This window comes from Lewinellaceae bacterium (assembly GCA_020636105.1).
GTDB lineage: Bacteria > Bacteroidota > Bacteroidia > Chitinophagales > Saprospiraceae > BCD1.
This window is the reverse complement of the sequence record JACJYL010000001.1, coordinates 1,372,928-1,390,605: the sequence shown is the minus strand read 5'-3', so window position 1 is coordinate 1,390,605 and position 17,678 is coordinate 1,372,928. Positions and strand designations below refer to the sequence as shown.

The following is a 17,678-nucleotide window of genomic DNA, read 5'->3' as shown; positions in this document are numbered from 1 at the left end:
GTCCATTAAAAGAGCGAAATGAACGAATGGAATGATTTCACTTCAATTACTTTTTGAATTTCAGGCAAGACCAATCCCCTTTACGGATGCCTTCCTGGTAATTAAAACCACAGTCTTTTGCGGTCTTGATTACCATTTCTTCATCCATGTGGAGTATTCCCGACACCAACAGGATGCTTTCTTGCTTGAGCCTGCTATATAACGTGTCAAGTGAATCTAAAATTACATTTCTGTTGATGTTGGCAAGAATGACGTCATATTTTTTTTCGGGGACATCATCCAGGGTTCCGTGATAGGTGGTAATGTTGTTTACCTGATTAACGGCAGCATTCTCAATCGTACTTTCATAAGACTCGGATTCTATGTCCACGGCATCCACGGCGGCAGCTCCTTCTTTAGAAGCTAGGATAGCTAAGATACCTGTACCGCATCCATAATCAAAGACCGTTTTATCTTTAAGTTCTGTAGTTTCTATCATTGACATCATCATGTAGGTAGTGGCGTGATGGCCGGTACCGAATGCCATTTTGGGATGGATGATGATTTCGTGTTTTACGTTTTCAAAGGACGGATGAAAATTGGCCCGTATCCCGCAAAAGTGCTCCACTAGAACCGGTTGGAAACCAGCCTCCCAGATAGCATTCCAGTTTTCATTTTTTATGACTTCTTTATAAAAAGTGAATTCGAATTTTTCCCGGAGGGCCTCAAGGTCAGCTTCCACGGCAGATTCGATAGCATGTTGTTCGAGGTACGCTTTTAACCCTGTCTCTGTTTCTTCAAAAGCATTAAATGGCATTCCTTCCAGATAAGCAGGTAATATTTCCGTAAGTTCAGGAGTGGTGTGTATATGGTAACACGTATGTGTTTTTGTCGGGCTCATATTTATTTAATGTGATTAATATTGACCTAGCTTTCAATGGAGGCCCTGTATTTTATGGTAGCGGGGGCAATGCCCAGTTCGCTGGCCATTTGCAGCTCAGGGAAAGCATTTTCAATACCAATTCTGATAATGGCCAAATGGTGAACGGCATGTTCGTAAGCGTACATGAGTTCACGGCCGATAGAAGTGGGAATCAGCGGGCGTTCTCCTTCCTGGCAGTAAAGGATATCAGCTTTGACTTTAAGCAAAGTTTGTTCGTCAAGTGATGCTAATTCGGATAAAACCGATTCAAAAGTTTTGCGTGCATAAACCGGGTCAGTTTCCAGCTTTGGGTCTCTTTCCCGTAAAGTGTAATCCACCAGTCCTTTTGGATAGTCTTTCAGCAGAACAAGATAAAAATCAAGAATATGCCTGAAATGTTGACCAAGGGTCGAGCCTTTGAAAATAGGAAGGCTTTGGGAATATTGTTCCGGGGTAATATTTTGAAGCAAACCATTGATCTGGCTTATCATTTGTGTTGAACCTTGTTTAAAATCCATCTTATGTTATTTTTAATTTTATCAGGGAAGTATCCGGAGGGGTTTCGTTTTCAATGATTCAAAACGATTCCTGCTGGCCAACTTCTCAGTAACATAATTAAAACACTTCTTTTTTAAAAGCTTTCAGCGTATTCTGTAAAAGTGATACAACTGTCATGGGCCCGACACCACCCGGCACCGGGGTAATGTAGCTGGATTTGGGGGCAACACTGGCGAATTCAACATCTCCTTTTAACCGGTATCCTCTTTTGGCGGAAGCATCATCCACGCGGTTGATTCCGACATCGATCACCACAACTCCTTCTTTTACCATGTCTCCTGTAATGAAATCCGCACGGCCAATGGCCGCAACAATGATATCTGCCCTTCGGGTGTGGGCGGCAAGGTCCTTAGTACGGCTGTGGCATATCGTGACCGTTGAATCTCCCGGGTAGTCTTTTCGGGAAAGCAGCACCGCCATTGGTGTACCGACAATATTACTTCTCCCAACGACGACGACTTCTTTTCCGGCGGTTTCAATTTTATAACGGGAAAGCATCTCCATTATTCCATAAGGGGTTGCCGGCAGATAACAGGGCAATCCCTGCATCATGAGGCCGAAATTTACCGGATGAAAACCATCCACATCCTTTTTGGCATCGATGGCCAAAGTGATCTTGTTTTCATCAATATGGCGTGGAAGAGGTAATTGTACAATAAATCCGTCGATCTCAGGGTCTTCATTCAACTCCCGGACAATCTTCAACACTTCAGCTTCGCTTGTATCTGCTGGACGACGGATGAGGGTGGAAGAAAAACCTACCTCCTCGCAGGAACGGACTTTGTTGCGCACGTAAACCTGGCTCGCCGGATCTTCCCCGACTAAAACGGCAGCGAGGTGAGGAGCTCTTTTTCCTGTAGATTTTATTTTTACCACCTCAGCGGCGATCTCCTGTCTGATGATTTTTGACAGTTCATTTCCGTCAATTATTTGCATAAGTATGGATTGTTTTTGCTTTGAAATTCAAGAAAGGCAAAGGTAATATTTAAATGTTAATTTCGTAAATATTAGCTCCAACTTAAGTCAAAAACCGGGCGGGGAAAACATTCCCCCTTTGGTGAAAATTGTAGGGAATTACTTTTTGCTAAAGGTATTTTAAGGTAAAGAAGACACGCAATGTATGGTTTCAATAGTTTACTTCGTTATCTTTGTGGACTTGAATCGGGGGATAGGGTATTCCCTGCATTAAAATGATATTTATGATAAGATATATCCTGATTTTTATGGTGTGCCTGCCCTTTGGTCTACAGGCACAGGTGCAAAAATCTTTTCATCAGGTATTTGAGATGAGCGATAGTGTGCAGGTGATTGAGTTGAACCTGGTAGGTAATTATGATTATAAACCCTGGGCGGGAAACACCATAATGCTCCAGACCAAAATCGTTTTATACGACGCCACCTCAGCCATTCTGGATTTTTTCACAGAACAGGGCCGTTATGAAGTGGAGGCAAAAGAAGTTTCAGATAAACTAGTGCTCAGGGCATTGGATCCGGTGCGAAAAGTGATCAAATCTTCAGGCGTGGAATGCTTCGAGCAAGTCAGCCAGGTCCTGTATATTCCCGAAGATTTTATCCTGACCGGTGAAAATACCTTCTCCAGGGCGATTGAAGAAAATGGTAACCATGATTAAGGAAGTCGAGATAAAAATCCGCCCTGCCTTAATCAATGATGAAGAACACATCAAACGGGAAGCCATCCATAAAAGTGGTATCCCTAAGGCCGCTGTCACCGAAGTGAAAGTTTTGCGTCGTTCGATTGATGCAAGGGGAGGGAAACCCTGGTTTCGGATCCTGGCGGCTGTATTTTCAGGAGAAGAAATCGTCGAGGAGCCTGCTATCCTGGATAGCTTACAGCAGGTAGAAGACAAACCTCCTGTCATTGTAGTTGGCGCAGGTCCTGCCGGGTATTTTGCTGCTTTGGAATTGATTGAATTAGGGTTGAAACCCATTGTGCTGGACAGAGGCAAGGATGTGCAAACCAGACGCCGTGACTTGAGGGCCATTCAACAATTTGGTATTGTCGATCCTCATTCCAATTATTGCTTTGGAGAGGGTGGGGCAGGGACCTATTCAGACGGAAAACTATATACCCGATCTCATAAAAGAGGAAGTATCATCAAGGCCCTGCGGCTTCTGGTGGAGCACGGAGCCAACCCTGAGATCCTTTTGGATGCTCATCCCCACATTGGTTCCAACAAGTTGCCAGGCGTGGTGGCTAATATCAGGGAAACCATTTTGCATTTTGGCGGGGAGGTTCATTTTGGAAGCCATGTGACCGATTTCCTGGTCTCTGGTGGGGAGATGAAAGGAGTCGTCGTCAACGGACAAAAGGAATACAGGGCAGAGGGTGTTATTCTGGCCACAGGGCATTCCGCCCGCGACATTTACAGGTTGCTGGCCCAAAAGGGGATTCATATAGAGGCTAAGCCTTTTGCCCTGGGCGTTCGTATTGAACATCCTCAATCATTGATAGACCATATTCAGTACAATCAAGAGTCAAGGGAAGAAAATCTGCCTGCAGCGAGTTATAAATTGGTTTGCCAGATGGAAAACCGGGGCGTTTTTTCTTTTTGTATGTGCCCGGGAGGACTGATCGTCCCGGCAGCAACATCCCCCGGGGAAATAGTGGTCAATGGCATGTCTTTGTCACGAAGGGATTCTCCTTACGCCAATTCAGGAACTGTGGTGGCCGTTGAACTCGAAGATCTCAAAGGTTTTGAACACCATGGCGTTTTTGCAGGCCTCGAATTCCAGAGCAGTGTGGAACGATCCATGTTTAACCTGGCCGGTGACAATAGTCAGAAAGCTCCGGCCCAGCGTCTGACGGATTTCGTGAAAAAAAAGACTTCGGCTTCCCTGGTCGATACCTCCTACATTCCGGGGCTTGTATCTGCTCCATTGCATGAATTACTTCCCGATTTCATTTACAACCGTCTGCAATCAGCGGTAAAAACTTTCGGCAAAAAAATGAAAGGATATTATACGGAAGAAGCCAATGTAGTGGCCACAGAAAGCCGAACCAGCAGTCCCATCAGGATACCCCGGAACCGGGAAACCTATATGCACCAGGATGTTTCCGGGCTTTTTCCCTGTGGGGAAGGGGCCGGTTATGCGGGGGGGATCATTTCAGCGGCTATGGACGGACAAAATGTAGCACAGGCCGTCGCATTATTTTACGGATTGAAGGCCTAGCATTTTCCAAAAAAAATAAGAGACTTTGATCATGGATAAAAAAATACAATTCCCCGATGATTTTGTGTGGGGCGCAGCTACTTCCTCCTACCAAATTGAAGGGGCCTGGAATGAAGGGGGTAAGGGACCGTCCATCTGGGATGCTTTTTGCCAGATTCCCGGAAAAGTACACCAAAACCAATCGGGTAGGGTAGCCTGCGATCACTACCACCGGCTGGAAGAAGATGTGGCTTTGATGAAAGCAACAGGACTCAAAGCCTACAGGTTTTCTATCTCGTGGCCAAGGATTCAGCCTACAGGAAAAGGAGCGGCCAATCCGGAAGGCATTGCTTTTTACTCCAGGCTAATCGATCTTTTGCTGGAGAACGATATTGAACCCTGGGTAACGCTTTATCATTGGGATCTCCCCCTTGCCTTGCAGTTTGAAGACGACGGTTGGATTGGGCCAACTATTGCAGACCACTTTGCCCGGTATGCAGATATTTGCTTCCAGCATTTTGGAGACAGGGTAAAAAACTGGATCACCCTCAATGAACCCTGGGTGGTGGCCATGCTTGGGTACGGGCAAGGGGTCTTTGCCCCCGGCCGCATATCCAATACAGAACCCTATCTGGCCGGCCATAACCTGATCAAAGCCCACGCCAAAGCCGTTGAAGTATATCGGATAAAATATCAGCCTGGTCAACAAGGCCGAATCGGCATCACCAATAATGGTGACTGGCGTGAGCCGCTGACAGGAAAGAGTGAAGATCATGCCGCTGCCGAGCGAGCGCTTGAATTTTTTCTCGCCTGGTTCGCTGATCCTGTTTATAAAGGGCATTACCCTGCTGTAATGGTCGAAAGGCTTGGAGAGAGGCTTCCTCAATTTACCGCCGAAGAAATTGAAAGGATAAAGGGCTCTTCTGACTTTTTTGGGTTAAACCATTATACTACCATGTACGCTTCAGAAGCAAAGGGGATGGCCGGAAAGCAGAATATTTATGGAAACGGCGGACTTTCTGAGGATCAGGATGTTAACCTTTCCATGGATGCTTCATGGGAAAAGACTGCCATGCATTGGAGTATAGTGCCATGGGGATGTAGGAAATTACTGGAATGGATCGATCAAAGATACGACCACCCGGAGATCATCATCACCGAAAATGGTTGTGCTTTCGAGGATAAGATCGTGGCGGGCAAAGTGGAGGATCCGGATCGGGTAAAGTTTTACGCCTCCTATCTTGAGCAATGTCATGCTGCAATAAACAATGGGGTGAATTTAAAAGGATATTTTGCCTGGTCATTTTTCGATAATTTTGAATGGGCCTCTGGATACAGCAAAAGATTCGGCCTTTATCATGTTGATTTTGAAACCCTGGAAAGAACCGCTAAATCATCAGCCCTTTGGTATGCTGCAGCCATTAAAAAAGGTGGCTTTTAAATGAAAATTAGCGGATTGATCTACTCAAGGCACTGTTATGAGAAACAAGTAATCCTTTAAAAAAAACATTTTTCAATCTCGAAATTCAAAAGGCTGTCTTTTGAAAAAAAGTGCAATTAAGACAAAGAAACGGTACTGTTTTGAATTTTTACGGTATTTACTTTGACTGGTAACTAAAATCTCCCTATCTTTACGCCGTTACATTATGAGTCACACATAATACCCAACATCAATGCATTCGCCTTTTGCATGATCATACTGCTTTAAGAAGCAGGACAAACACTTTCTTATGTGAAATGGGGTCACATTGTACGATAATTCCGGGTTTTTACCGGAGTATTGTTCGTGAAAAAACTACACACATTATGCAATTTAAGGCGATGGGCACTCCTTAAGGAGTGTTGAAAGATGTTTTTTTTGAAAATGGAGAAAAGGTTCAGGCTCATCATTTTAAAATTGATGGGAATGGTTTTACGGCCGTTGAAGGGGGACAATTAACTTGTCTGAATTTTTCTCCATTTTCTTTTTACCATGCAATTGGCCGTCCGGCCAGCGGTATTATTGATATTCATCTCGAAGAAATTTTTTCAAAAAAGATATAATTTCATCCGGGTACAGTTGCTTTTCATCCGGACCTTTTTTTGAACGTAAAACATTCAAAAGTAATGATAAGTGCCAATCATCAGTCCCTTCCGGGCTCCCCTAAAGAAAAGGCTGCCTTTTTGGTGCTGGATGAATATAAAACGGTGGTAAGGATGTTCCAGGGAAAAAACATTTCTCTACGTTTAATATTCCGGAAAAAATTTCAGCAAGCCTTTTGATATTGGGTACGGATGGTAAAAATATTTTTTTTGGCAAATAAAATATTTTAAGTGTTTGTAAATCAATATATTATGTTCCTTTAGGGGTGGTGGATATTCATTCGATTCAACAGTTTCTGATCCAATTCAACTCCTGAATTGGGTGAACTTTTTTGAACATTTTAAAAATACAGACAGCGTTTTCACTTTTCAGCCGTTATACTACCAATAAACTGATAATTTATATTGGTTTGTAGTTGGTTTTGTTTGTAAGGGAAGGGAATGGCTGAGTGCTGTCCCCTTCTTTTTTTTTGTCTATAATACAAATCTACGACCTACCTTTTAGAAATATTGTGATAAAACGGATCTTACCTGGCCCACATATCCCCTTCCAAATATATTGACATGTACCAACAGGTAATAAAGCTGATAAATGCCAATCCTTTGTTCAAGGCCGGGTGCTGTTGGATAAGATTCCTCATAAGCGGCATAAAACCGCTGCGCAAACCCTCCGAAGAGCCTGCTCATGGCAAGGTCCATTTCCCGGTGAGCAAAACTCACCGCAGGATCGATCAAAATGCTTTGTCCTTTTTCAGAACAGATAAAGTTGCCGCTCCAGAGGTCTCCATGAATCAGGGAAGGGGGCTCATTCGGAATCATGTCAGGAAATTGCTTAAACAAGTGCTCAAAATGTTCCGCGTCCCTGCTGTTTAGTTGGGCGGAATTCAGGGCCATTTCCAATTGAGGATACAATCTTTGGTGGATGAGGAAGTCGATTCCATCTGCTTTTGCGTCATTGTACTGGGGCAGGCTTCCTATAAAATTATGGTGATCCAGGCCGTAATGATTGTTGGTCTGCCGGTGAAGATTAGCCAAGGCATGGCCGAAAAGTTCCCAGAATTTTGGAGAAGGAGTCCCTTGAGGGATGTAATCCAAAAGCAACCATGCCGACGTGGCGGTATTCCCTTGCCCCATCACTTTTGCAACGCCAATCTTATTGCTTTTTTTAAGCAGTTTTAACCCTTTTGCTTCGGTTTGAAGTATCCTTTCTGAATCGGGGCTATCATTAATTTTCACAAAGAAATTTCCATGGCTGGTATGGAGCAAACCTGCAATATTGATATCACCTCCGCTAAGGGGAGAAACTTTTAGAATGGTAGTTGAAAGTTCTCTCTCAATTGCTTCTTTTATGGCAGGAGGTAAATGCATAACCTTTCAAATCATTCATTAGCACCCATTAGGGAAGGCCTGAGCTTCAAAAGTATCCCGGCAAAATATTACCGACAACGGGAAATTTATATGATCCGTTCATAAACTAATTCCCGTTGTCGGAATGGCTCCTGATTTAACAAAAGTGAAATCCGGAAAAATATCGCTTAAAGTCTGTTTTTATTGATGAGTTCCAGTAATTCTTCCCGGTAATTCTTTCCGATGGGCAGGTGTTTGGTTTGATTTTTTTCGGTAATTTCTACCATATTGCCTACAATGGCATTGATCCTCGATGTATTCACGATGAAGGACCGGTGAATCCTTTTAAATTTCGGGACGGGCATTTTATCCTCCAGGCTTTTCATGGTTTGCAGCGTAATGACCCGGTCATGTTCCATCCTGATAATGACGTAATCTTTCAACCCTTCAATGTAAAGAATATCTTCGTAATTGACCTTGATCAGTTTTTTGTCTGCTTTGACAAAGAAAAATTCTTCTTCCTCATTGGTGTGTGAACCGGTGCTACCGGCTTCAGCATGTTCGAGGTTGTATTGTTCAAGGGCCTTATTGGCTGCCTTCAAAAAACGATCCATTGAAATGGGCTTAAGAAGGTAGTCCAGCGCATTGAGTTCAAATCCCTCCACGGCATAATTAGGATAAGCAGTGGTAAAAATGACAAGGGGAGGTTTTGATAAAGTTTTCAAAAAATCGGTTCCGGTTAGTTGTGGCATCTGGATATCAAGAAACATGAGATCCACCGATTGGTGTTGCAGGACTTCATTGGCTTCAAAAGCATTGCTGCATTTTTTTACCAGGTTGAATTCGGGAATTTTTTCAATGTAAGTTTCCAGCACATCCTGTGCCAAAGGCTCATCATCAACAATTATAACATTCATATTGAAAAATTTAGTGCTTTTGTTTTATCAAATAAAATTTTGAGATATTTTCAAATTTAGTCCAGCTCAATATCCATGCTTACGGCATAGGTATTGGGGTTATCCTCCAGATGAAGTTTATACTTGTTGGGGTACACCAGTTCGAGCCTTCGTTTCAGGTTAACGAGCCCTATGCCTCCGCTTCGAGGATGTATTTGTAACGGTTTTGTTTCCGGTTTACTGTTTTCAATATGGAAATGTACGGAATTTTCGTCAGCTTTCAGGTGTATATTTACAAAACCTTTTGATATGTGATTGCTCAACCCGTGTTTGAAACTATTTTCCAAAAACGGGGTAAACATCAGAGGGGCTATTTTTTGACTTCCTACATTTCCTTCCACTACAAAGTTTATTTCTATATTTTTTCCCTGTCGCAATTTTTCGAGGTCCAGATAATTTTGAATGTAATTCACCTCGTTGCTTAAAAATACCCTTTTTTCATTACATTCATAAAGCATGTAACGCATCATTTCCGACAATTTGATCACAATATCCGGAGCGCTATCGGATTTTTTCAACGTGAGGGCGTATAAATTATTCAGGGTATTGAATAAAAAGTGGGGATTGATTTGGGATTTTAAGAACCGCAATTCAGACTGCATCGTTTCATTCTCCAGCTCTTGTTTCTCCCGCATATGTCGGATCCAGTCAGAAACGATTTTGCCAATGGTGGATGAGCCAGCAATGAAAAAAGTCAACACAAAAAAATTCAATTGATTATTAATCAATTCCGTCTGAAGATTCGGGTGTTCGTGTAATTTAAAATATAGCGTAAAAATTTTCAGTGGAGTAATAATGATCGTCGAAAGGACTAACAGCCCCAAATAGGAAGAAAATTTGTTCCTGGACAGGTAATTGGGAATGAGGTAGAACAAATTGAAATAAACGATGGCTGCATAAAAGAACAGGTTGATTATTTCATTGCCAAAAGTAAAAAGCAATCCCTTGCCAACGCCTTCCACGAGGGTCAACAAAATAAGTAAAGCCATCCAAAAAGCAGAATGATACACAATCTTTTTGGATAGAAAATGATATGCTTTACCGATTACTTTTTCCATTCATTTTAATTTCAACACGCAAAAAATAACTATGGCGGTAAAATAACGAAGAACTTAGATAAAAGCCAACGAATTTTTGACAAGTAGTGCTTTTGTCCGTGTAAAGTCCTTATGTGAACACATTTATTTTTACTTTTGTCTGTTGTAAAAATAAAACTATGGAAGACAAAGAAAAAATGGGGGAACTCGATGAAGTGACAAAAGGCTTGATTGAAAATTATGAGCTTATCCTGAAAGGACTGGGGGAGAATATTGACAGAGAGGGACTTGTAAAAACACCGGAGCGGGTGGCTAAGGCCATGCAGTTTCTCACAGAAGGGTACCATCTCGACGGGGAGGAAGTCCTGCGGTCGGCTATGTTTAAGGAGAGTTACAGTGAAATGGTTATCGTGAAGGATATTGAGATCTATTCCCTTTGCGAACACCATATGCTTCCATTTTTCGGCAAGGCTCATGTGGCTTATATTCCCAATGGTTATATCGTGGGATTGAGTAAAATACCAAGGGTCATCGATGTTTACGCCAGGAGATTACAGGTGCAGGAACGTTTGACAGATGAAATATTGCACTGCATCGACAAAACATTAAAGCCACTTGGGGTGGCCATTGTTATTGAAGCCCGGCATATGTGTATGATGATGCGCGGGGTGCAAAAGCAAAATTCGGTGACGACTACTTCAGCCTTTACAGGGGCATTTGAGAATTTTGAAACCAGAAACGAATTTTTAAACCTGATTTCTCATAAATTGCATTAGTGAATGGAGTGTTTCCATAGCTGAAACAGTTGAATTTATTAAACGAAAAACAAAACAGGAAATGAACGCATATGTTTTTCCCGGTCAGGGATCTCAATTTGAAGGAATGGGCAAGGATCTTTATGAAAGTTCTGAAATGGCCAGGCAATGGTTCGAAAAAGCCAATGATGTTTTAGGGTTTCGCATTTCGGATATTATGTTTGACGGGAGTGCTGAAGATCTGAAGCAGACAAAAGTAACTCAACCAGCGGTTTTCATACATTCCATTGTCAAAGCAAAAATGGCGGGAGCTGATTTCAGACCCGATGCTGTTGCCGGACATTCTTTGGGAGAGTTTTCTGCCCTGGTGGCAGCGGGAGTACTTGATTTTGAAGATGGGCTTAAACTGGTTTACCAGCGCGCCATGGCCATGCAGAAGGCCTGTGAAATGGTGGAAGGTACGATGGCCGCGATTTTGGGACTGGAGGATGAGGTCGTAGAGCAGATTTGCGAAAGCATTGGAGAAGTGGTCGTTGCCGCGAATTATAATTGTCCGGGACAGCTGGTCATCTCGGGTTCTGTGCCGGGAGTGGAAAAGGCGGTTGAAAAGCTGACTGAGGCTGGAGCCCTTCGTGCCATTATGTTACAGGTTGGGGGAGCTTTCCATTCCCCACTGATGATGCCGGCCCAGGAAGAGTTACAAAAAGCTATCGAGAATACTGAATTTGTTGTTCCCCAATGTCCGGTTTATCAAAATGTTGATGCTATGCCGCATCAGGACCCTGAGGAGATCAAAAAACTGCTGATCGCTCAATTGACTTCCCCGGTGCGCTGGACCCAAACCATGGTGAACATGCTGGAGGCCGGGGTTTCTGAAATTGTCGAAGTAGGGGGCAACGGTAAGGTATTACAGGGATTTGTCAAGAAAATTGACCGCCGTTTTCCTACGAGAGCTCTGTGATGAATTTTATTTTAAGTAATTGATTTGCATTGTTTTGTGTGTTTTCCGAAGCGGTTTTAGGAAAACATTAACGAACAATGGATCACTTAAATTTGCTTTTTATTCCGGAAGGGCACAAATTGTGACTGAATTTCATGAGCAGGATGATTAAAAATTTATTTAGATGGCTAAGGAATTAGGGAAAGGGAAGATATTACTTGCCGAGCCGTTTATGAGAGATACCAATTTTAAACGAGCGGTAGTATTGCTTTGCGAACATAATGACGAGGGAAGTCTTGGGTTTGTCTTGAATAAACCTATTGAAGATACGACCATTGATCGCCTGGTTCAGGATTTTCCTGAGTTTGAAGCTAGTGTTTATTTTGGAGGTCCTGTGCAAACCGATACCATTCATTACATTCACAATATTGGAGAATTGCTGGAAGATAGCGTCAAAGTAGCTGAAGGAGTTTACTGGGGAGGGAATTTTGAAAAACTCAAGTTTCTCATTTCTTCCAAACTGGTCATGCCGAACAATATCCGTTTTTTTATCGGTTATACCGGTTGGTCCGAAGGGCAGCTAAAAAATGAAATGGTTTACGGCTCATGGGTTACCGCAGATCTGGATGCAAATTACATCTTTAAAATGGAATCGGATAATCTGTGGAACACGGTGATGTACAATAAGGGAAACCCTTATACGGTTATCGCCCAAATGCCTGATGCCGCGAGCTGGAATTGATTTTTTAGAAATTGAACAGTAACCATAAAAAAAGGCCATCGAAATGTAATTCGGTGGCCTTTGTCTTTTTCGGTTTGTTTTGACCGGGGATTTTTATGGATTGCCTTTCTTTTCACCTGAACCTTCAGAGGCAGGATCGACAAGCTCTCCGGTAATTTTTATGGTGTCTGTAGCTGAAAATGCTTCTGTTACATGAACCGGAATCGCTACGTTGTTCAACAATTCCAGGTAGTGATCACGGTAATCATAATAAGCAGGCAATTCCGCTTCAGGAAGTGGCAGCGATGGAGGGAATTTTAAATTCAGGTGGTTGACCTGTTTCCCGTTTTTCCAGAATCTGAAACATACATGAGGACCGGTTGCAAGTCCTGTAGAACCTACATAACCTATGACCTGCCCTTGCTTTACCTGTGCGCCGGGATGGATGCCCGGAGCAAATTTTTGCATATGCAGGTATTGTGTTTCATACACCTTATCGTGTCTGATCTTGACGAAATTACCATTGCCATTGGTATAGGAAGCCATAGATACTACACCATTACCTACCGCCAGAATCGGCGTTCCATATGGTGCTGCATAGTCCGTACCGAAGTGAGGACGAGTTCTTTTTAGAATTGGGTGGAACCTGTTGAGGTTGTAATGAGAAGAGATGCGGGAAAATTTGACCGGAGATTTAAGGAAGGTACTTTTCATTGGTCTGCCCTCAAGATCGTAATAGCCTTCTTCTTTCTCTCCTTTATAAAACAGGGAATAATATTCGTTATTTTCTGTTTTATAATAAGCGGCTTTAACCATTCCAACTCCCACAACTTCTCCGTCAATGTATTTTTCTTCGTAAACGAGTTTGAATTCGTCGTTTTTTTGGAGATGGTGAAAGTCAATGGACCATTGCAGGGCATCCTCCATTTTGTCCGCCAGCTCAAAGCTCATCCCGTTATCAGTCATAGCCTGCCAAAGCGTTGATTCCAACAGTCCTGCTGCCGTTTTGGTTTCAGTGATCACTTCCCTTTCTATCCTTTCCACTTTCAGGTCTCCCTTAAGATGAAAAACGATATATTCGAAAACACTGGGTTCGTAAATGAAATAATCCGCTGTTTGGGAAGTGTCGCGGGAAAGAATGGTATAAGGACGGTCTTCGCGGAATTTACGCACATCAAAAACATCAGCGGCATTTTTGACCAGCTGATCTATGGATTGAAAATCCATTTTTTGCGCATGTAGGATATCTCCGAGAAAAGTGCCTGATTCAATTTTGCCTTCAGTTACATTAAAAGTGTCGAGGGCAAAACCGTATTTTACCGTTGGAATATCAACGGGAAAGGCACCGAGTTTTATATTTTTATTGATCTGTTTTTTATCGGAAAAAGCAGTTGGGGATTTATAAAAAGCAGCCATAAGACTTAACGCAGAAACTGCGATAAACAGACTTGAAAAAAGTAGCGTCTTGGTGCGTTTATTATAAAGTTTAATGTTATTCCACTTTTTAGTGAACAGCTGAGGAATTTCCACAATCTCAATTTTGGGTTAGGAATTGGCTTTTAGCCTGTGTAGTTCTTTACCAGTACTAAGGCCAGAGTTTAAGTAATACGCTCTCAAAGTTTACGACACATTATCTATGTCGGCAGCAAATGTAACTTTATGGTAGCGGCTGGCCAAAAATTTTGTGTTAAATTTTCCAACAGTGTGTTTTTTTGCCTAAGCCGTTTTTTTCCGAATATTCCCGGGGTAGTGAAAATCACCTTCCACAATGATATTCGTCAGGAAAATGCACAGGGTATTAAATTACCTTCACCCGAATAAAAAACAGACAAATGCATTCAAAAATAACAATAGAACCATTCAGAATCAAGGTGGTCGAGCAAATTGAACTGACCACAGAAGAAGAGCGCATTGCTTTTCTGGAAAAGGCGCATTACAATCCTTTCCTGCTTACCGCAAGGCAGGTGATTATCGACTTGCTGACGGATAGCGGCACTTCAGCGATGAGCGCCGAGCAATGGGCCGGAATAATGCGTGGAGATGAAAGTTATGCCGGGGCAAGGAGTTGGGAGTTATTGAAGGCCGAAATTGAAGATCTGACCGGATTTCCTTTCGTCATGCCTACTCACCAGGGCCGGGCGGCTGAACATTTGTTATACAGCCAGTTGGGCGGAAAAGGAAAAGTGTTTATTTCCAATACCCACTTTGATACCACCCGGGCAAATATTGAATATTCAGGAGCCAAAGCCATTGATTGTCCGGTTCCGGAAGCGCTTCATCCAACGGTGGATCACCCTTTCAAAGGGAATATGGATATTGATAAACTGAAAGATACGATAAAACAGTATGGTCCTGAAAATATAGGTGCCATCATTCTTACCGTGACCAATAACAGTGGGGGAGGGCAGCCTGCCAGCATGCAAAATGCCAAAGAAATTGCCTCGGTTTGTAAAGAAAACGGCCTTCGCTTTATTCTCGATGCCTGCCGGGTAGCCGAGAATGCTTATTTTATTAAACATCGGGAACCTGAATACGCTGAAAAAACTTATCGCGAAATTGCCCGGGAGATGTTTGGCCTGGCGGACGGCTGTATCATGAGTGCCAAAAAAGACGGGTTGGTCAATATGGGCGGTTTTCTCGCGCTGAAAGATGAGGATCTTGCCGTTTCCTGCCGGACCGTTTTGATCATCACAGAAGGTTATTCAACGTATGGAGGATTGGCCGGCCGTGATATGGAGGCGATTGCAGTGGGTTTGAGAGAGGTTTTTGATCCCGCTTATTTGAATTACAGGATAAAAAGTACCACTTATGTGGGCGAAAAACTTTCAGAACTGGGCATTCCGGTCATTAAGCCCATTGGCGGGCATGCTGTTTATGTGGATGCTAAATCATTCTATGACCATATTCCTCCCGAACAATTCCCAGGGCAGGCACTGGCTTGTGAATTGTACAAAATTTCAGGGATTCGTGCCTGTGAGATAGGCTCCGTAATGTTTGGCCATTATGATGAAAAAGGGGAATTCGTATCCGCTGCAATGGAACTGGTCCGATTGGCTATTCCTAGAAGGGTTTACACCCAAAGCCATATGGACTATGTAGTCGAAGCATTTAAAGAATTAAGGGAAACGAAACACCTGGTCAAAGGTTTTAAGATCGTCCGTGAACCTCCTTTTCTCCGACATTTTACGGCTCATTTTGAGCATGTGAAATAGATGGGGTAGGGTTGAAATGGTATTACCGAAAATGATTATCAAAAATCAACGGAATACTGACCAAAGGTATGGTATGTCGCCTTGCTCCATCAGCGTGATACAAAAAAGTGTACGGTAGCTAATTTAAGCATAAAAGAAATCTTGATTAAAGACAATCGTTGAAATTATAATTTCCCGGATACCTTTAAAGAAAAGTACCTGATCAGTAAAACCCACGGAATGCCGTGAAAAATAAAATCAAACCAATCGATGGGTCCCATGCCTTTGGCTCCCCCCAGGATCCATCTGATTTTTCCCCAAATGTGTGGTTCCGGATAAAAAGGAGCCAGGCCAAGGGTCAGGCAGGCAAGCAGGATAAAGGCGAAACTATTCCAGGGTTGTGTTTTCGTACTCATTTTGTGTCAGGTTTAATTGTTTTGTTATTGTTTAATGGTGTTAGGACTATAACCTTTTTCGAAGTTAACGACCCACATACCCCTAAAATCACCTTCGCTGTAACCTGTGGCGGTGTCATTGGGATACAGTGTTCTGATGAGGTCGTTGTTTGCGGTGGTTAGCGTTTCGCCCACCACGCCATGGCATTGGAGACAGTTATTCTGGACCCATATAGGACCATAATAATTCACCCCTGCCTCTCCTAAATCCTCCACAAAGGGTTCCACCTCCAGGCTCAGGCCGAAAGAGGATTCGAATTGTTTCAACACAGCACTTTCCCTGGGGGAAGGAGCGTTGTTGCTATTTCTAAGTTTTAAACTGGTCCTTCGAATGGTCGCATGGTGTAATTCAGACAGGCTGTCGATAAGAGGATAGGCCGAAATTTTACAATATTCCAGGGCATTGGGTACTCCTCCTTGCTCAAGAGCAGCTTTTAGTTTTCCACTCAGGGCAAAAAAACTAGTGGTAGCAATGTCCGTACCTTTTATTTTCAGGCCTTCCCAATCGACTGGTTGCGGTTCCGCTACCTGGGTCGCCTGGTTTTTCTGGGTACCCTGTTTGCATGAACCAAATAATAGTGGGACGAGAATAAAGGTAACAATGATTCGAATTTTCATAATGACATTTTTAATATTTCCAGGGGCGAATATAAGAATTAATGATTTTATGGAATGTGATTTCTGCTATCATTAAATACGAAATGTCAGAATGGGTTGCCATATATGATTTACTACGTTTTCGGAAATGCTGGAATGGAACATTTTGCTATACCCGGATCTTTGGTGGGTTCCTATAGCCACCACCTCAATCCCTGTATCAGCGCTGAAGTTGGTGATTCCTTTTTCTACGGTTTCATCACAATAGATATGAAAGGTTACATTTTCCAGTTCATTGAGTTCTGCGAACTTTTCCATGGCGATTCTAATGGTTCTGTTGGGCAGGAAATCCCTTTGTGTATTGACTTTCAGGAAATGTAAATGAACACCGAGGGCCTCGATGATGGTTTTTACAGGATCCAGGTTCATTTTTTCGGGTTTATGAAAATCGGAAACAAAAAGAAGGTCTTCGATTTTCATGTCTGACCTGTCGCATTTCAGGGTCAAAACAGGCACCTTGGCGTGCCGGGTAATCTTTGCCGCGTGAGAGTTGGATAACCATCGTTTCACCCCATAGGCTCCTGAGGTGCCCATGGTCACGAGGTGGATATTATTTTCTTTGATAAACCGTAAAATGGTATCGTCAATATGGCCTATTTTGGTGGTCGTTCCCGTGATGCGGTCTTTTCCTTTGGCCCATGCTTCCAGTTTTTCCTGCTGGGATTCCAATTGCTGGTAAAGCCCTGTCAGGTCGGCCCCCGTATCGGTTTTGATGTTTCCTTCTTTGTCAAAAGAGGCATTATTGGGTGCCGGAACGATGGATAACATTTCGATGCCGGCATCGCATTTTTTCGCAATTTTCAATGCGATATCATACGCAAAGTCGGTCAATTCAGTCAAATCACTGGGAATAAGAATTTTTTTCATTCGTAGTAGAAATTGTAATGGTCAAAAATTGAAAACTTTC

The 17,678-nt window shown here is 42.9% G+C and carries 17 protein-coding genes; 7 read left to right on the top strand and 10 right to left on the bottom strand.

The genetic code is table 11. From position 1 onward, the window contains the following. Nucleotides 1-46: 46 nt before the first annotated feature. From prmA to folD, 3 genes are all read right to left on the bottom strand, one after another. Complete coding sequence (prmA, locus tag H6571_05160) at nucleotides 47-880, bottom strand: 50S ribosomal protein L11 methyltransferase (protein MCB9323114.1); 834 nt, start codon at nucleotides 878-880, stop codon at nucleotides 47-49. A gap of 26 nt (nucleotides 881-906) precedes the next feature. After that, complete coding sequence (locus H6571_05155; protein ID MCB9323113.1) at nucleotides 907-1,419, bottom strand: DinB family protein; 513 nt, start codon at nucleotides 1,417-1,419, stop codon at nucleotides 907-909. A 97-nt stretch (nucleotides 1,420-1,516) separates the two neighbouring features. Next, complete coding sequence (folD, locus tag H6571_05150; protein ID MCB9323112.1) at nucleotides 1,517-2,395, bottom strand: bifunctional methylenetetrahydrofolate dehydrogenase/methenyltetrahydrofolate cyclohydrolase FolD; 879 nt, start codon at nucleotides 2,393-2,395, stop codon at nucleotides 1,517-1,519. Between the two features lie 263 nt (nucleotides 2,396-2,658). On the opposite strand from folD, the gene H6571_05145 reads away from it, so the two are divergent. Genes H6571_05145 through H6571_05135 form a run of 3 tightly spaced genes read left to right on the top strand, consistent with a single transcriptional unit; the run spans nucleotide 2,659 to nucleotide 6,071 of the window. After that, nucleotides 2,659-3,090 carry a hypothetical protein gene (locus tag H6571_05145; protein MCB9323111.1) on the top strand — a complete coding sequence of 144 codons (432 nt, stop codon included), beginning with the start codon at nucleotides 2,659-2,661 and terminating at the stop codon, nucleotides 3,088-3,090. Beyond that, a complete protein-coding gene (locus H6571_05140; GenBank protein ID MCB9323110.1) occupies nucleotides 3,083-4,651 on the top strand; it encodes an FAD-binding protein in 1,569 nt (522 codons plus the stop codon). The genes H6571_05145 and H6571_05140 overlap by 8 nt, the downstream gene beginning before the upstream one ends. Before the next feature lie 31 nt (nucleotides 4,652-4,682). Then, complete coding sequence (locus H6571_05135; protein ID MCB9323109.1) at nucleotides 4,683-6,071, top strand: beta-glucosidase; 1,389 nt, start codon at nucleotides 4,683-4,685, stop codon at nucleotides 6,069-6,071. Nucleotides 6,072-7,213: 1,142 nt separating this feature from the next. Here the strand turns inward: H6571_05135 and H6571_05130 are convergent. From H6571_05130 to H6571_05120, 3 genes are all read right to left on the bottom strand, one after another. Continuing rightward, on the bottom strand, nucleotides 7,214-8,080 hold the full coding sequence (locus H6571_05130) for a fructosamine kinase family protein (GenBank protein MCB9323108.1): 867 nt from the start codon (nucleotides 8,078-8,080) through the stop codon (nucleotides 7,214-7,216). Nucleotides 8,081-8,247: 167 nt separating this feature from the next. Then, nucleotides 8,248-8,976: a response regulator transcription factor gene (locus H6571_05125; GenBank protein ID MCB9323107.1), complete on the bottom strand. Its 729-nt coding sequence runs from the start codon at nucleotides 8,974-8,976 to the stop codon at nucleotides 8,248-8,250. 56 nt (nucleotides 8,977-9,032) lie between these two features. Beyond that, complete coding sequence (locus tag H6571_05120; GenBank protein ID MCB9323106.1) at nucleotides 9,033-10,073, bottom strand: histidine kinase; 1,041 nt, start codon at nucleotides 10,071-10,073, stop codon at nucleotides 9,033-9,035. 158 nt (nucleotides 10,074-10,231) lie between these two features. Here H6571_05120 and folE point away from each other — a divergent pair, with 158 nt between their 5' ends. From folE to H6571_05105, 3 genes are all read left to right on the top strand, one after another. Then, complete coding sequence (folE, locus tag H6571_05115; GenBank protein MCB9323105.1) at nucleotides 10,232-10,828, top strand: GTP cyclohydrolase I FolE; 597 nt, start codon at nucleotides 10,232-10,234, stop codon at nucleotides 10,826-10,828. Between the two features lie 61 nt (nucleotides 10,829-10,889). Continuing rightward, complete coding sequence (fabD, locus tag H6571_05110) at nucleotides 10,890-11,768, top strand: ACP S-malonyltransferase (protein ID MCB9323104.1); 879 nt, start codon at nucleotides 10,890-10,892, stop codon at nucleotides 11,766-11,768. A 163-nt stretch (nucleotides 11,769-11,931) separates the two neighbouring features. Further along, nucleotides 11,932-12,489 (top strand): YqgE/AlgH family protein, encoded by a 558-nt coding sequence (locus tag H6571_05105; GenBank protein ID MCB9323103.1) that lies wholly within the window; start codon nucleotides 11,932-11,934, stop codon nucleotides 12,487-12,489. A gap of 93 nt (nucleotides 12,490-12,582) precedes the next feature. Here the strand turns inward: H6571_05105 and H6571_05100 are convergent, their stop codons facing one another. After that, entirely contained in the window at nucleotides 12,583-13,998 is a 1,416-nt protein-coding gene (locus H6571_05100; protein ID MCB9323102.1) for a peptidoglycan DD-metalloendopeptidase family protein, read from the bottom strand. 302 nt (nucleotides 13,999-14,300) lie between these two features. Between H6571_05100 and H6571_05095 the strand changes: the two genes are divergently transcribed. Further along, the gene (locus H6571_05095) at nucleotides 14,301-15,680 is read left to right on the top strand and encodes a tryptophanase (GenBank protein ID MCB9323101.1); all 1,380 of its coding nucleotides are present in this window, start codon (nucleotides 14,301-14,303) and stop codon (nucleotides 15,678-15,680) included. Nucleotides 15,681-15,844: 164 nt separating this feature from the next. Here H6571_05095 and H6571_05090 read toward each other — a convergent pair whose 3' ends face one another. The 3 genes from H6571_05090 to H6571_05080 form a co-directional block, all read right to left on the bottom strand. Next, nucleotides 15,845-16,075: a hypothetical protein gene (locus tag H6571_05090; GenBank protein ID MCB9323100.1), complete on the bottom strand. Its 231-nt coding sequence runs from the start codon at nucleotides 16,073-16,075 to the stop codon at nucleotides 15,845-15,847. Between the two features lie 24 nt (nucleotides 16,076-16,099). Next, on the bottom strand, nucleotides 16,100-16,732 hold the full coding sequence (locus H6571_05085; protein MCB9323099.1) for a DUF3365 domain-containing protein: 633 nt from the start codon (nucleotides 16,730-16,732) through the stop codon (nucleotides 16,100-16,102). 72 nt (nucleotides 16,733-16,804) lie between these two features. Beyond that, nucleotides 16,805-17,638, bottom strand: a complete 834-nt coding sequence (locus H6571_05080; protein ID MCB9323098.1) for a universal stress protein — start codon at nucleotides 17,636-17,638, stop codon at nucleotides 16,805-16,807. Nucleotides 17,639-17,678: the final 40 nt, after the last annotated feature.